Source organism: Arthrobacter sp. 01L42 (assembly GCF_056400005.1).
Genome location: NZ_JBFTSL010000024.1, coordinates 14598 through 29002 on the forward strand (window position 1 = coordinate 14598; position 14405 = coordinate 29002).

The window sequence follows — 14405 nt, forward strand, 5'->3', positions numbered from 1 at the left end:
TGTGGTGGCGGCATCGAGCCGCCACCACATAGCCGTCTCAGGCAACCATCGCAGGAAGGCGCCCATGTCCAAAACATCGGAACGGGGCGCCGTCGCCGTGGAATTCGCTCTTCTTGCGCCCATTTTGGTCATGCTGCTGCTTGGCATCACGGAATTCGGGCGGGCCTACAACGCCCAGATCACCCTCTCGGCCGCAGCCCGCGAGGGCGTCCGCTTCATGGCCATCGGCAACAGCCCCACCGCCGCACGGACGGCGGCCAAGAATTCGGCCACAGCATTGAAACCGGCGCTGGCCGACACCAACATCACCATCAGTCCTGCCACATGCACCACCGGAACCCAGGTGACCTTCAAGATCACCTATTCGCTTTCCACGATGACCGGCATCGCGGGCCCGTTCCCCATGGAAAGCAAAGGAGTCATGCTGTGCGGAGGCTAGGAACGACAACCGCCGACGGCGAGCGCGGGGCCATCAGCGTCCTGGTCGCCATCCTCATGGTGACCTTGCTCGGCTTCACCGCCCTGGCCGTGGACGTCGGCATGCTCTATGCCGAGCGGACCCAGGATCAGAACGGCTCGGATGCAGTGGCGCTCATGGTCGCCCAAAAGTGCGCCAAGAACATCAACGACGTCAACTGCTCCACCACGTCCCCACTCGCCAGGAGCCTCGCCAACGGTAATGCCCGCGACGGCGCAAGCAACATTGCGGCCCTCGTTCTGGACAAGGCCGCCCGCACCGTGAAAGTAACGGTGGGGGCCCAGGAAGCAGGAAAGACGCCCAACCGGGTTTCCCTCTTCTTTGCCCGTGCCTTGGGTTTTTCAAGCGCCGAAGTAACAGCCACGTCCCGAGTGCAGTGGGGCACGCCGTCCACCGGCACCATCCTTCTGCCCTTGGCCATTGCCCAATGCAAACTCAACCTGACGCCAGGCTCGCTGGCTGGCGCTGAACAGGTCCTGGACATGGATTCCGGCGGCTGTGGCGAGATCCCGGGTGGCTTCGGCTGGATTTCGGACAGCGATGCAAAATGCGGAGTCACCCTGTCAGCCGGACAAGCAAACAACTCTGGCGTTTGGTTCTCCAGCAACACGGGCGCGAGCGCACCAGGCGAATGCACCGCTGCGGACTTGAGCAAGATGAACGACCAAACAGTCCTTTTCCCGCTGTACGACGTGGCCACCGGCAACGGCTCCAGCGGCAAGTACTACGTGAAGGGATTTGCCGCCTTCCATGTCACTGGTTACCACTTTGCCTCTAACAGCTGGTCATTAGGCGGGACGCTCAAGAACAAGACCATCAGGGGCTATTTCGTCCGATATGTCTCTCTGTCCGACGCCTTCGAACTCGGCGCAGCACCGGACTACGGGACCTCAATAGTCCGCCTTACCATTGGAGTGCCCTAACAGTGAAGTCACGCTTATTGGCAGGAATCGCGGCCCTGGTGCTGGCCGTCGTCGGAGCCATCCTGGTAGTCAGCTACGCGCAGGGCGCCGACAGCAGGGCGGTGCAGGGCCTGCAGCCCGTCACCGTTCTCGTGGTGTCCAAAGCTGTGCCGGCCGGCACGTCGGTCGCGGCCCTGAAAGCATTCGTGACCAGCCAGGACCTTCCCGGAAAAGCCGTCACGAAGTCGGCTCTCACGAACCTGGACGGGCTGGCCGGCAAAGTCACCGCCGTCGACCTCCTCCCCGGCGAACAGCTCGTCGCCGAGCGGCTGATTGAGCCGGAGGCACTAAAGGCGAGCGGAGCGGTTGAAGTGCCTAAGGGCCTGCAGGAGGTTTCCTTCCAGCTCGAGCCCCAGCGGCTCGTCGGCGGCCGTCTCGCGGCGGGCGACCATGTGGGTGTCTTCATCAACCTCAAGGACGGCGGCCTCGAGGCGAAGGCAGACAAAGAGACTACCCAGCTGACGGTACACAAGGCTCTCGTGACGGCTGTCCAGCGCGCCCCGGTGGTGGCTCCGTCCCCGCAGCCCTCTGCCGCCGGCTCCCCCGCGGATGCCGAGGACACGACGCTGCCCACCGGCTCCATGATCGTCACTGTTGCCGTGAATGATATGGACGCCACAAAGATTGTCTATGCCGCAAACTTCACGGAATCGGCCAGCATCTGGCTGAGCAAGGAACCGCTCAACGCCACGGACAGCGGCCGCCCCGGCATCGTAACGCGACCAGAGGTGTACAAATGAGCCGCTTTGTCCTGATTTCGCCGAACACTGATTTCGATGCCCGCGTCCGCCAGGCCCTGGCCGGCGGCCTTCCGGGCGGCCTGCAGACCTTCGCGTTCGTCAATCCCGCGAACCCGGCGGAGCTCTTCGCCAGCCTCAACCAGGAACGGCCCGAGGTCCTGATCCTGGGACCGGATGTGCCGGTGGAGGACGCCCTGCGCCTGGCGACGGTATTCGACGTCCAGCTTCCCGAGCTCAGCGTCATCCTGGTCGGCGAGGCCGATCCGAACTTCGTCCTGCTGGCCATGCGGGCCGGCATCCGCGACATCCTCAGCCCGGCGGCGGACCCGGCCCAGATCCGGGTGCTGCTGGAGCGGGCCTGCCAGTCGTTCGCCACCCGCAACCGAACCACGGCGGCCAGCCAGCCTGACAGCGCCAGGGGGTTGGTGATCGGCGTCTTCTCCCCCAAAGGCGGGGTCGGCAAAACCACGATCGCCACCAACATCGCCATCGGGCTGGGCAAAGTGGCGCCCATGGGCGTGGTCATTGTGGACCTGGACCTGCAGTTCGGGGACGTGGCCTCAGGCCTGTACCTGCACCCGGAGCACACCGTGACCGACGCCGTCTCGTCCGCGGCCAGCCAGGATTCCCTCGTCCTCAAAGCCTTCCTCACCGTCCATCCCGGGAGCATCTACGCCCTCTGCGCCCCCCGGACGCCCGAGGAGGCCGACGACATCACACCCCAGCAGGTCACGCGCCTGCTAGAACAACTGGCCGAACAGTTCCAATACGTCGTGGTCGACACCGCACCCGGGCTCCCGGAGGTCGGGCTGGCCGCCCTCGAGCAGTGCACCGACGCCGTCTGGGTGACTGCCATGGACGTGCCGAGTATCCGCGGGCTGCGCTCCGGCCTGGATATCCTCCGGCGCCTGGACCTGCTGCCCGAGACCCGCCACGTGGTGCTGAACATGGCGGACTCGAAGTCCGGGTTGAGCGTCCAGGACGTCGAGGCGACCATCGGCGCGCCCGTGGACGTCAGCATCCCGCGGTCCAAGGCAGTGGCGTTCTCCACCAACCGCGGCATCCCGGTCCTCCAGGACGGACGCAAAGATCCTGCCATCAAGGGACTGAAACAGCTCGTCAACCGGTTCGATCCCGCCTGGCGCGCCACCGCCCAGAAGAAGCTGCACCGCCGGGTGGTGGTCTGATGAAACTGTCCGAACGGCTCCGCTCCGCCGAGGGAACGATTGCGTCCGCCCCACGGGCCGAATCCCCGCAGGCCGCATCTCCGTTGGCCATGTCCCCCACCGGAGGAAGCGCGACGACGGCGGCAGCGCCGGCCGCCGTCGTGCTCCAGAAGACTGACCGCCCACCGCTGCCGGCTTTCCCGGAGCACCAGGACTCCCGCGCCCGGGGCCAGCAGCCCGTCGACGCTTTCGCCGCCCTCAAACAGCGGGCCGCCACTGCGTTGTTCGAGCGCATGGGAACCCGCTTCAACGATTCGGCAACCACGGAAGAGGACCTCCGCACCTCCGCGCGGGAGGAGCTGACGCGCATCATCGACGCCGAACAGGTCCCCCTGTCCGCCGAAGAGCGCTCCCGGCTGGTCCGCGACGTGGCCGACGACGTCCTGGGCTACGGCCCGTTGCAGCGCCTCCTGGACGATCCCGCCGTCACGGAAATCATGGTCAACCGGATGGACCAGATCTACGTGGAACGCAACGGCAAACTGACCTTGACGGAGTCGCGGTTCAGCTCCGAGGACCACCTCCGCAAGGTGATCGAGCGCATCGTTTCCAAAGTGGGCCGGCGCATCGATGAGTCCTCGCCCCTCGTGGATGCTCGGCTCGAGGACGGGTCCCGCGTCAATGCCGTTATCCCGCCGCTCGCCGTCGGCGGTTCGTCGCTGACCATCCGAAAGTTCAGCAAGGTGCCGCTGACTGTCCGGAACCTCATCGAGTTCGGCACGTTGACGCCGGAAATGGCGGAACTGCTGAACGCCTGCGTGAAGGCCAAGCTCAACATCATCGTCTCGGGCGGCACCGGCACCGGCAAAACGACACTGCTGAATGTCCTTTCCTCGTTCCTGCCCCACGACGAGCGGATCGTGACGATCGAGGACGCCGTCGAACTCCAGATCCAGCAGGAACACGTGGTGCGGCTGGAAAGCCGGCCGTCGAACACTGAGGGCAAGGGCGAGGTGACCATCCGCGAACTGCTGCGGAACTCCCTGCGCATGCGACCGGACCGGATCGTGGTGGGCGAGGTCCGCGGCGGCGAATCGCTGGACATGCTCCAGGCCATGAACACAGGCCACGACGGGTCGCTCTCGACAGTGCACTCCAACTCGCCCCGGGACGCCGTGGCCCGTCTGGAGACGCTGGTGCTCATGGCCGGCATGGACCTGCCGCTGCGCGCCATCCGGGAACAGATCGCCTCGGCCGTCAACCTGATTATCCAGATCTCCCGGCTGCGGGACGGCACCCGGCGGATCACCCACGTCACTGAGGTCCAGGGCATGGAGGGCGACATCGTCACGCTCCAGGATGCCTTCGTGTTCGACTACGCCGCCGGCGTCGACGCCCACGGCCGGTTCCTCGGCAGGCCGGTCCCCACCGGCATCCGTCCGCGTTTCATCGACCGTTTCGAGGACCTGGGCATCCACGTCTCCCCCGCTGTGTTTGCTGCTCCGCTGACCCCGGCCGGAAGGGCGTGATCTGTCCATGACTCTCCTGCCCATCGGCGTCGGCCTGCTTTTCAGCGCAGTGGTGGTCCTGGGATTCGCGCTGCTCTCCCCCGGCGGGGCCAGTGTCCCCCTGGACCGGCGCAGGCCCGTCCAGGGCCAGGCCGACTCGCAGCTGACGCGGTTCGCCGGCTCGGCCGTCCACCTGGTCGACGGATTCTTTTCCGGCCGCAAAGTCCGGCTCTTCAACCGCGAGTCGCTGGAACAGGCCGGCCTGCGCCTGGGCCAGGCCGACTTCTACGTCCTGCTCCTGGCCGGAGCGGTTGCGGGGGGCCTCGCCGGGTTCGTCGTCGCGGGGCCGTTGCTGGCGGTCCTGCTGGTGCTCCTGGCTCCGGTCGTGGGCCACCTCGTGCTCCGCATCCTGGCCGGCAAGCGCCGCACCAAGTTCGACCAGCAGCTCGGCGATACCCTGCAGCTGCTTTCCGGCGGCCTCCGGGCCGGGCACAGCATCATGCGCGCCATTGACGCCGCCGCGTCCGAATCCCAAAGCCCGACGTCGGAAGAGATGCGCCGCGTGGTTACGGAGACCAGCCTGGGCCGGGACCTCCTGGACTCCCTGAGCGACACCGCGGACCGGATGCGGAACGAGGACTTCGTCTGGATCGCCCAGGCCATCCAGATCAACCGCGAAGTGGGCGGGAACCTGGCCGAAGTCCTGGACCAGGTCAACGAGACCATCCGCGAGCGCAGTGAGATCAAAGGACACATCAAATCCCTCGCAGCCGAGGGAAAGTTTTCCGCGTACATCCTCATGGCCATGCCGATCGGGATCGTGGTGATGCTGATGCTGGTCAATCCCGGCTACATGAACCCGATGTTCACGCACCCGCTGGGCTGGGGCATGATGGCGGCCTCCGTCATCCTCATGACCATTGGCGGGCTGTGGATGCGAAAAATCATCGACCTGAAGTTCTGAGGCGGCTATGGCACCTGCTGTACTACTTGCCACGCTGCTGGTGGCGTTGCCGCTCGGCTATCTGGCGTGGTCGCTGCTCTCCGTCGACCGGAGGTCACAGCGCGCCATGCGGGAGATGCTCGCGCATGGCACCGACCCGGCCGAGCTCACCCATCGGGAGCGCAGCAGCCTGCTGGAACGGGCCGGCTACCGGCTGACTCCCCCGGCGTACGTCCGCAAACTGGACCGGCTGTTGTCCCTCGCCGGGCGCCCCGCGTCACTGCCGTTGGGCCGCGTGCTCGCGGCCAAGCCGCTCCTTGGGCTGCTGGGCGCCCTGCTGGGCTTCTGGATCAGCGCCAACAGCCCGACGCCGGTCCTCAAGCTCGTGGGAATCTTTGTGTTCCTGCTCGGCTACTTCATCCCCGACCTCCTGCTCTACAGCAGAGGGCAGGAACGCCAGAAGACCATGCAGCTGGAACTGGCCAACACGCTGGACCAGATGCTGATCTCCGTGGAAGCGGGCCTGGGCTTCGAAGGCGCCATGGCCCGGGCCGGCGAGAACGGCAAGGGCCCCCTGGCGGAGGAACTTATCCGGACCCTGCAGGACATGCAGGTAGGGCGCAGCCGGCGCGAGTCATACGTGGCACTGGCGGAACGGACCAACGTGCCCGAGCTGCGCAGCTTCGTCCAGGCCGTGGTCCAGGCCGACACCTACGGCATTGCCATCAGCCGGGTGTTGCGGGTGCAGGCGAAGGTCATGCGGGTCAAGCGCCGGCAACGGGCCGAGGAGAAGGCCATGAAGCTGCCCGTCACCATCCTGTTTCCCCTGCTGTTCTTCATCTTCCCCGTGCTTTTCATCGCCATCCTGGGCCCGGCCGTCATCAACGCCATCGACACGTTCAGTGGCCAGTAAACGGCCGCCGACACGGCCACGGCCGGCACCAGCGGCAGGGATTGGTTCCCCTCGGGAAAGCCTCAGGGTTTCCGCAGGATAGACCGGGCTGCAAGGCATCGGCCGCATCAGCAAGTAGCGTGGTCACATGTCCCTTCCAAGCGCTTGCCCCGACGACGGAGATGCGGGCATTGCCCTCGCTCCCACCACCTCTCCGGGACTGCCGGCGCCTGCCCTCACGGCATCCAGCGCGGCAGCGGCCTTCCCAGAGGTCTTCCCGGAGGTCCTCCCCGAGGACCTGCCGGCGGCCCCGCTCGTGGACCCTGCCGCGCTTCAGGACCTGGGTGCACAGCTGGAAAATCCGGCCGTGGCGAAGGGATTTGCCAGGGACTACACCCGGATGTGGGACCAGCGCTACCGCTCGCTGGCCTCGGCCCTCGAACGCGGGGATCTCGCGGGCTCGATGGACGCTGTGCTGAGCCTGAAGACGTCCTCGGCCATGGTCGGAGGCCTGCGCCTGGCCCAGCTCGCCGGCGAACTGGAGAACGCACTCAGGGCCGGAGACATTGGCCGCGCACTGTCGCTCCTGCGCGACGTCGCCGCGCGCGGCGGGGAAACCGTCGACGAGCTCCAGTTCAGCTACGTCCTGTGGGACAGCTAGGACCGGCGGGACCGCTGCCGCCTACAGGTTTCCCGGGCGCCGGGCGCCGGAAGCCCCTCCAGGGGCTACCGCGCCGGCGACAGCCGGTAGCCCACGCCGCGGACGGTCTGCAGCCAGCGCGGCTGCACGGGGTCCTCGCCGAGTTTCCTCCGCAGGTTGCCGATATGCACCTCGACGGCGCGTTCGTCGGATTCGCTGATGTAGGCGTCCGCCCGGTAGTAATCGCCCCGGACCACGCGCACCAGCTCGGTCTTGGACCGCACGGCGCCGGCGCCCTTCAGGAGCGCCTGCAGGAGGTCAAACTCACTGCGGGTCAGGCTGACCGCCACGCCGTCGACACTCACGGACCGGGTCTCGGGGTTCAGGTCCAGGCCGTTGTGGTGCAGCACCGGACTCTGGGACGCTACCGGGGCGGCGGCCGCCCCAGAATCCACCGCGGATCCGTCCGCGGCGCCGAGGTCCTGCCGGGGCCGGCGCATCATGGCACCCACACGGGCGCGCAGCTCCCGCGGCCGGAATGGCTTCGCCAGGAAATCATCAGCCCCGGTATGAAACGCCGTCAGGGTGTCCAGTTCGTCGGTTCGCGCTGTCAGCATGACCACGTACGCGTCACTGAACTGCCGGATCCGGCGCAGCACCTCGAAACCGTCGATGTCGGGAAGCCCGACATCGAGGGTGACCACGCTTGCCTCCCGTGCCCTGACGACGTCGACCCCTTCACGTCCGCCGGCCGCCGAGTGGACTTCGAACCCTGCCTGGCTCAATACGGCTTCGACAAGGTTCCGAACATCTTCGTCGTCTTCTACAACGACGGCGACTCCCATGTCGGTCATGGCCCCCCTCATGTGACACGCTACGCTGCCGTTCGCGGATGCGGCGGCAGCAATTATCTCGCCGGCCCCCACCAGCAATGTCAGAATACCCACCCTAAGGGGCAAATTCGCGGCTGCCCGGTAACAGAAATGGCAAAACTTCGATTTATGTCAAATTTGCGTGACACAGGGTGTAAAACTGGAGCAACGGGAAGGGGGCACGGCGTCTTTGCTTAGACAGCGGCTGATCCGAAGTATGGATCGACACGGGAAGGCTTTGGGGCCGCGCGGGCGGGTCCTCGTCTGCCAGTTGCCGCTGGCCGTGATGCTGGCCGCAATCGTCATGGCTGCCCCGGCCGCCTGGCCCGGCCTTCCGGACAGCATCCTGTGCCGGTACGCCTTTGCCCTGCAGGCCGCCCTCCTCGTGGCCTGCGTACTGGTCCCCTGGCAGCGTTTTGGGCCGTTGGCGCCGCTCGTCATCCCTGTCCTGGACCTGGTTGCGATTGGGCTGCTCCGGGACGGCACCTCCGCCGGGCTGCCGGATCCAGGTGTGCTCTCCGTCTTGCCCGTGGTGTGGATTTCGGCGTCCAGGCTCTCCGCCCCCGCGAGCCTTTCACTGAGTTTCTCGGTGCCCCTCCTGGCCGCCCTGCCCTGGCTCCTGGCGGACCGGCCGGCACCGCTTGCGGCCCGCACAGCCGAAGCCCTGCTGGTGCCCCTGATGATGCTCGCGGTCTCCCTCGCCATGCGTTTCGCGCGGGCGCGCCTGCGGCGCGAGCAGCGGCGGATCAAGTCCAAGGAAGCCGAGCTGGAGGTCCTGCTCGCGGACAGCCGGGAGCGCGAACGGCTCCTGAACACCATTCTCGACACCGTCGACGTCGGGATCGTGGCAGTGGACGCCAGCGGCCGCCGGCTGCTGACGAACACGTGGCAGGCCGAACTCGAGGAATCCGCGGCCGCGGCGCCCCATCCTACGGCCGAACCGGCGGGGGAAGTACTGCCGGAGGAAGAGGGCCGGCTCCTGCTGACCGGGCAGGACCGAAGCACCCCCCTGCCGCTGGAGCGCCGTCCCATCCGGCGGGCGCTGGCCGGCGAGTCGTTTGCCGACTACCTTGTCTGCTTCGGTGAGGAAGCGGCCAGCCGCGTGGTCTCTACCGGGGCCCGGCCCCTGAAGAACGACGCCGGCGACTTCCGCGGCGCCGTGGTGGTCTTCAACGAGGTCACCGGCCTGGTGGACGCCCTCGCAGCGAAGGACGAGGTCGTCTCCACTGTCTCCCACGAATTCCGCACGCCGTTGACGTCCATCATCGGCAACCTGGACCTGGTGCTCGCCGACACCGAGGGCCTGGACAGTCCGGTGGTCCGCCGCGTCGAAGTGGCGCAGCGCAACGCGGAGCGGCTGCTGGCCCTGGTCTCGGATCTTCTCATGTCCGCCAGCGCCGCGGTCCATGTCCATCCGCGCCGCACCGACCTCGCCGGCATCGTGGAGGCGAGCCTCGGCTCGGCCCAGGCCCACGCCCAGGCGTCCCGCGTCTGCCTCGCCACGGACGTCCAGGGTCCGCTCTGGGCCCACGTGGACCCGCTCCGGATCAGCCAGGCCCTGGACAACCTCGTTTCCAACGCGATCAAGTACTCGCCCGACGGCGGATCGGTGCGGGTCTCCGCCAGCTCCGGCGACGGCCTGGTGCGCCTTCACGTCGAGGACACCGGGATGGGCATGACCGCCGCCGACGCCGGGCGGGTCTTCACCCGTTTCTTCCGCAGCCCGGCCGTCCGGGACGGATCCATTCCGGGCGCCGGCCTGGGGCTGTCCATCACCAAGGCCATCGTGGAAGGGCACGGCGGATCCATCTCGTGCCGCACCAGTCCGGGCCACGGCAGCACCTTCACCCTCGAGCTTCCCGCCTAATTTAGGCCCGCACGCCCACCGCCTTTTCGTGCCCACATGGCTGTGGTGGCGTCGAAGTTTCCCCACCTTTGGTGGCCGACGCCCGCGTGTTGCGCCGACCCGCCGGCGTAGAGCGGCCTCGCTCCGGCAAAGGTGGGGAAAATCGGTGGCGCAGTTTAGGCCCGCAGTGCCCGCGTCAGTTCGGCCCGGGCCAGCATGCCGCTCTCTGTCGGGTAGGCCACTTCCTCGAGCACCAGCGGGTGCGGGGCTGCGAGCACGGAGCGGGCGTCGCGCTGCCGGGCGAGGAGCCGCTCGTAGAGCCATTCCGGGACCTCTTCGCCCTCCCCCACGTACAACGCCGAGCCCACCAGGGAGCGGACCATGTTGTGGCAGAACGCGTCAGCCTGAACGGTGACGACAATGACGCCGTCCGCGCCGCGCGCGAATTCGAAGCGCTGCAGTTCACGGATGGTCGTGGCCCCCTCGCGGGGCTTGCAGTACGAGCGGAAGTCCTGCAGGCCCAGCAGCGGCGCGGCGCCCTCGTTGAGGAGCCCGACGTCCAGCGGAACCTTGTGCCACAGGGTCGAGGCGCGTCCCAGCGGGTCCCACAGCGCGGGGCCGTCCGCTATCCGGTACGAATAGCGGCGCCAGAGGGCGGAGAACCGGGCATCGAAGCCAACTGGTGCCACGCTCACCCGGTGCACCTCGATGGCGCCGCTGAGGTCGCCCAGGCCACGGCTCAAGGCACCGCGGATACGGCGGAGCAGGGCGACGGCGGGATCCAGTTCGGCGCCCCGGTTCAGGCCCAGCCACTCCGCCTCGCTGAGGTCCAGGTGGACCACCTGGCCGCGGGCGTGCACCCCGGCGTCGGTGCGCCCGGCAACCGTAACCCGGACGGGGCGGCGGATCAGCAGCGCGAGGGCCTCCTCCAGGACGCCCTGGACGGTGCGCAGTCCCGGCTGCACGGCCCACCCGCTGAACGGGCCGCCGTCGTACGCCACATCCAGCCGGATACGCAAAAACCCGCCGCCCCCCAAGAGGGGGGCAGCGGGTTTGAGCTCGTTCATAGACTTAAGTCTATAAGAAAGATTTAGCGAATTACTTCGCGTCCTTCTCAGACTCAGCGGCTGCTTCCTCAGCGGCCGGAGCCTCTTCGGTAGCGGCTTCGGTCTCAGCGACCGGAGCCTCTTCGGTCTCAGCAGCCTCTTCGGTCTCGGCAACCGGAGCTGCGTCGGCCTCTTCGGCGTCCTTCTTGTCAGCGTCCCGCTTGGCAGCAGAGGTAGCCTCGGCTACCACGGCCTGCTTTGCGGAAACCGGCTCGAGAACCAGTTCGATGACAGCCATGGGAGCGTTGTCGCCCTTGCGGTTGCCGATCTTGGTGATGCGGGTGTAGCCGCCATCGCGGTTTTCCACTGCCTGTGCAATGTCGGTGAACAGCTCGTGGACGACGCCCTTGTTGCTGATCAGGCCGAGTACACGACGGCGGGACGCGAGGTCGCCACGCTTGGCGAAAGTCACCAGGCGCTCGGCGTACGGCTTCAGGCGCTTGGCCTTGGTCACCGTGGTGGTGATCCGCTTGTGCTCGAAAAGTGCGGCGGACAGGTTCGCGAGCATAAGACGCTCGTGAGCCGCTCCGCCTCCGAGGCGCGGACCCTTAGCGGGGGTAGGCATTATAGTTTCTCCTCATTGGAAGCCGTTGGGCTGCGCACACCAAGGTGCATCCAGCCAGCCGGCCAAGATCTGTTGGTTAGAGCTCGTCGTCGCTGAACGCGGCGTCGTCCTCTTCGATGGCTGCGGCACGTGCTGCGAGATCGAAACCGGGAGGGGAGTCCTTGAGGGACAGGCCCAGTTCGACCAGCTTGGCCTTGACCTCATCAATGGACTTCGCGCCGAAGTTGCGGATGTCCATGAGGTCAGCCTCGGAGCGGGCAACGAGTTCACCCACGGTGTGGATGCCCTCACGCTTGAGGCAGTTGTAGGAACGGACCGTCAGGTCCAGATCCTCGATCGGCAGTGCCATGTCGGCTGCCAGGGCAGCGTCCGTCGGCGACGGACCGATCTCGATACCTTCAGCTGCGGTGTTCAGCTCGCGGGCCAGACCGAACAGTTCCACCAGGGTGGTACCTGCCGAAGCAACGGCGTCGCGCGGGGCGATTGCCTGCTTGGTCTCGACGTCGACAATGAGCTTGTCGAAGTCAGTGCGCTGCTCAACACGGGTAGCTTCCACGCGGAAAGTAACCTTCAGAACCGGCGAGTAGATCGAGTCGACCGGGATGCGGCCGATCTCGGAGTCGCCGGACTTGTTCTGAGCTGCCGAAACGTAGCCGCGACCGCGCTCGATGGTCAGTTCGAGTTCGAACTTGCCCTTCGAGTTCAGCGTGGCAATGTGCAGATCCGGGTTGTGGAATTCGACGCCGGCCGGCGGAGCGATGTCCGCGGCGGTGACGACTCCCGGTCCCTGCTTGCGCAGGTAAGCAACAACCGGCTCGTCGTGCTCGGAGGAAACCGACAGGTTCTTGATGTTCAGGATGATCTCAGTGACATCTTCCTTGACACCCGGAACCGTGGTGAACTCGTGCAGCACGCCATCGATCCGGATGCTCGTTACAGAGGCACCGGGGATGGAGGAGAGCAGGGTACGGCGGAGGGAGTTTCCGAGGGTGTAACCAAAGCCCGGCTCCAGCGGTTCGATGATGAACCGTGAGCGGTTTTCGGAGACGACCTCTTCGGAGAGGGTGGGGCGCTGTGCAATGAGCACTTAGGTTTCCTTTCGGCGAGCATCCGCTATATGACGCAACACAGGTGGTGGAAAGATCGGTCTGAAGACTTAACGCGGCCGGGCCTGCCCGGACCGGTGAGGGTCCGGGCAAGCTCCTGGGCGCTGGAAAGCCTTAGACGCGGCGGCGCTTCGGCGGACGGCAGCCGTTGTGGGCGCTGGGGGTGACGTCCTGGATGGAGCCAACCTCGAGGCCAGCGGCCTGCAGCGAGCGGATGGCGGTTTCGCGTCCGGAACCCGGTCCCTTGACGAACACGTCAACCTTGCGCATGCCGTGCTCCTGTGCACGCTTTGCGGCGGCTTCGGCGGCCATCTGGGCAGCGAACGGGGTGGACTTACGCGAGCCCTTGAAGCCAACCTCACCGGACGAAGCCCAGGAGATGACAGCACCGTTCGGGTCCGTGATGGACACGATGGTGTTGTTAAAGGTGCTCTTGATGTGCGCCTGGCCCAGCGCGATATTCTTCTTGTCCTTCTTACGCGGCTTGCGAACCGCGCCACGAGTCTTCGGGGGCATTTTTTCTCCTACAGAAAGTTATCGGGGGAAAACCGAGTTAATCCCTCAGGGATTAACGGGCCTTCTTCTTGCCTGCGACGGTGCGCTTCGGACCCTTGCGGGTACGCGCGTTCGTCTTCGTACGCTGACCGCGCACTGGCAGGCCCTTGCGGTGGCGAATACCTTCGTAGCTGCCGATTTCAACCTTGCGGCGGATATCAGCGGCTACTTCGCGGCGAAGGTCACCCTCAACCTTGTAGTTGCCTTCAATGTAGTCACGCAGCTCAACCAGCTGCGCGTCGGTCAGGTCCTTGACCCGAACGTCAGCGCTGATGCCGGTAGCAGCCAGGGTTTCGTGTGCACGGGTCTTGCCCACGCCGTAGATGTAAGTAAGCGCAATTTCCAGCCGCTTTTCGCGGGGAATGTCTACGCCAGCGAGACGAGCCATATTGGCAGTACTCCTTGTATAAACCGGAGGTCGTAGGCAGTACACCCGCATGTTCAGTGCGGCCCCAGCCTCCGACCGGGGGTTAGCTGTCCGGGCTCATACGTCCCAGTTCAGCTTGTGCTGCCTTTATTTACTTGCGTGGGTTAGCAACCCAGGATTTCCTGTGAAGGAAATTAGCCCTGGCGCTGCTTGTGGCGCGGGTTCTCGCAGATCACCATGACCCGGCCATTACGGCGGATCACTTTGCACTTTTCGCAGATCTGCTTGACGCTCGGCTTGACCTTCATGGCGTTCCTTTGCGTGTTGCAGTTGGTCAGCTGGACCGGCCCTCGGCTGTTGCCCTGGCCGCCCAGTGTTTACTTGTAGCGGTAGACGATACGACCACGTGTCAGGTCGTAAGGGCTCAGCTCCACCACTACGCGGTCCTCGGGGAGGATCCTGATGTAGTGCTGGCGCATCTTTCCAGAGATGTGTGCCAGAACGATGTGCTTGTTGGTGAGCTCAACGCGAAACATCGCATTGGGCAGCGCCTCGGTCACAACGCCCTCGATCTCAATGACCCCGTCCTTCTTGGCCATACCCTCCGCTAACTGTTGTTGCCGCAGCCTCCCGGTTTGCACCGGTCATGACCGCGGACG

The 14405-nt window shown here is 66.0% G+C and carries 17 protein-coding genes; 9 read left to right on the top strand and 8 right to left on the bottom strand.

What is annotated here, in order from left to right; translation table 11 throughout:
- The first annotated feature begins 64 nt into the window (after window positions 1-64).
- From AC1DN2_RS18400 to AC1DN2_RS18435, 8 genes are all read left to right on the top strand, one after another.
- Window positions 65-439, top strand: coding sequence for a TadE/TadG family type IV pilus assembly protein (locus AC1DN2_RS18400; protein ID WP_476851469.1), 375 nt, complete (start codon window positions 65-67; stop codon window positions 437-439).
- On the top strand, window positions 427-1401 hold the full coding sequence (locus AC1DN2_RS18405; protein WP_476851470.1) for a pilus assembly protein TadG-related protein: 975 nt from the start codon (window positions 427-429) through the stop codon (window positions 1399-1401). The genes AC1DN2_RS18400 and AC1DN2_RS18405 overlap by 13 nt, the downstream gene beginning before the upstream one ends.
- 2 nt (window positions 1402-1403) lie before the next feature.
- Window positions 1404-2180, top strand: coding sequence for a Flp pilus assembly protein CpaB (gene cpaB, locus AC1DN2_RS18410; RefSeq protein WP_476851471.1), 777 nt, complete (start codon window positions 1404-1406; stop codon window positions 2178-2180).
- Window positions 2177-3367, top strand: a complete 1191-nt coding sequence (locus AC1DN2_RS18415) for a CpaE/TadZ family protein (protein WP_476851472.1) — start codon at window positions 2177-2179, stop codon at window positions 3365-3367. Before cpaB ends, AC1DN2_RS18415 begins: the two co-directional genes overlap by 4 nt.
- Window positions 3367-4875, top strand: coding sequence for a CpaF family protein (locus AC1DN2_RS18420; RefSeq protein ID WP_476851473.1), 1509 nt, complete (start codon window positions 3367-3369; stop codon window positions 4873-4875). Before AC1DN2_RS18415 ends, AC1DN2_RS18420 begins: the two co-directional genes overlap by 1 nt.
- 7 nt (window positions 4876-4882) lie before the next feature.
- Window positions 4883-5818, top strand: a complete 936-nt coding sequence (locus AC1DN2_RS18425; protein ID WP_476851474.1) for a type II secretion system F family protein — start codon at window positions 4883-4885, stop codon at window positions 5816-5818.
- Window positions 5819-5825: 7 nt separating this feature from the next.
- The gene (locus tag AC1DN2_RS18430; protein WP_476851475.1) at window positions 5826-6710 is read left to right on the top strand and encodes a type II secretion system F family protein; all 885 of its coding nucleotides are present in this window, start codon (window positions 5826-5828) and stop codon (window positions 6708-6710) included.
- A 127-nt stretch (window positions 6711-6837) separates the two neighbouring features.
- Entirely contained in the window at window positions 6838-7350 is a 513-nt protein-coding gene (locus AC1DN2_RS18435) for an Hpt domain-containing protein (protein ID WP_476851476.1), read from the top strand.
- Window positions 7351-7415: 65 nt separating this feature from the next.
- Here AC1DN2_RS18435 and AC1DN2_RS18440 read toward each other — a convergent pair whose 3' ends face one another.
- Window positions 7416-8183, bottom strand: a complete 768-nt coding sequence (locus AC1DN2_RS18440) for a response regulator transcription factor (RefSeq protein ID WP_476851477.1) — start codon at window positions 8181-8183, stop codon at window positions 7416-7418.
- Window positions 8184-8418: 235 nt separating this feature from the next.
- Between AC1DN2_RS18440 and AC1DN2_RS18445 the strand changes: the two genes are divergently transcribed.
- A complete protein-coding gene (locus tag AC1DN2_RS18445; RefSeq protein WP_476851478.1) occupies window positions 8419-10068 on the top strand; it encodes a sensor histidine kinase in 1650 nt (549 codons plus the stop codon).
- 155 nt (window positions 10069-10223) lie between these two features.
- On the opposite strand, the gene AC1DN2_RS18450 is transcribed toward AC1DN2_RS18445, so the two are convergent.
- From AC1DN2_RS18450 to infA, 7 genes are all read right to left on the bottom strand, one after another.
- The gene (locus AC1DN2_RS18450) at window positions 10224-11114 is read right to left on the bottom strand and encodes a tRNA pseudouridine synthase A (protein ID WP_476851479.1); all 891 of its coding nucleotides are present in this window, start codon (window positions 11112-11114) and stop codon (window positions 10224-10226) included.
- 31 nt (window positions 11115-11145) lie between these two features.
- A complete protein-coding gene (rplQ, locus tag AC1DN2_RS18455) occupies window positions 11146-11718 on the bottom strand; it encodes a 50S ribosomal protein L17 (protein WP_476851480.1) in 573 nt (190 codons plus the stop codon).
- A gap of 76 nt (window positions 11719-11794) precedes the next feature.
- Complete coding sequence (locus tag AC1DN2_RS18460; RefSeq protein WP_018773683.1) at window positions 11795-12805, bottom strand: DNA-directed RNA polymerase subunit alpha; 1011 nt, start codon at window positions 12803-12805, stop codon at window positions 11795-11797.
- A 133-nt stretch (window positions 12806-12938) separates the two neighbouring features.
- The gene (gene rpsK / locus AC1DN2_RS18465; RefSeq protein WP_018773682.1) at window positions 12939-13340 is read right to left on the bottom strand and encodes a 30S ribosomal protein S11; all 402 of its coding nucleotides are present in this window, start codon (window positions 13338-13340) and stop codon (window positions 12939-12941) included.
- Window positions 13341-13392: 52 nt separating this feature from the next.
- Window positions 13393-13767: a 30S ribosomal protein S13 gene (gene rpsM, locus AC1DN2_RS18470; RefSeq protein ID WP_028275004.1), complete on the bottom strand. Its 375-nt coding sequence runs from the start codon at window positions 13765-13767 to the stop codon at window positions 13393-13395.
- 173 nt (window positions 13768-13940) lie between these two features.
- Window positions 13941-14054, bottom strand: a complete 114-nt coding sequence (gene rpmJ, locus AC1DN2_RS18475) for a 50S ribosomal protein L36 (RefSeq protein ID WP_009358722.1) — start codon at window positions 14052-14054, stop codon at window positions 13941-13943.
- Between the two features lie 69 nt (window positions 14055-14123).
- A complete protein-coding gene (gene infA / locus AC1DN2_RS18480; protein ID WP_009358723.1) occupies window positions 14124-14345 on the bottom strand; it encodes a translation initiation factor IF-1 in 222 nt (73 codons plus the stop codon).
- Between the last annotated feature and the right edge of the window lie 60 nt (window positions 14346-14405).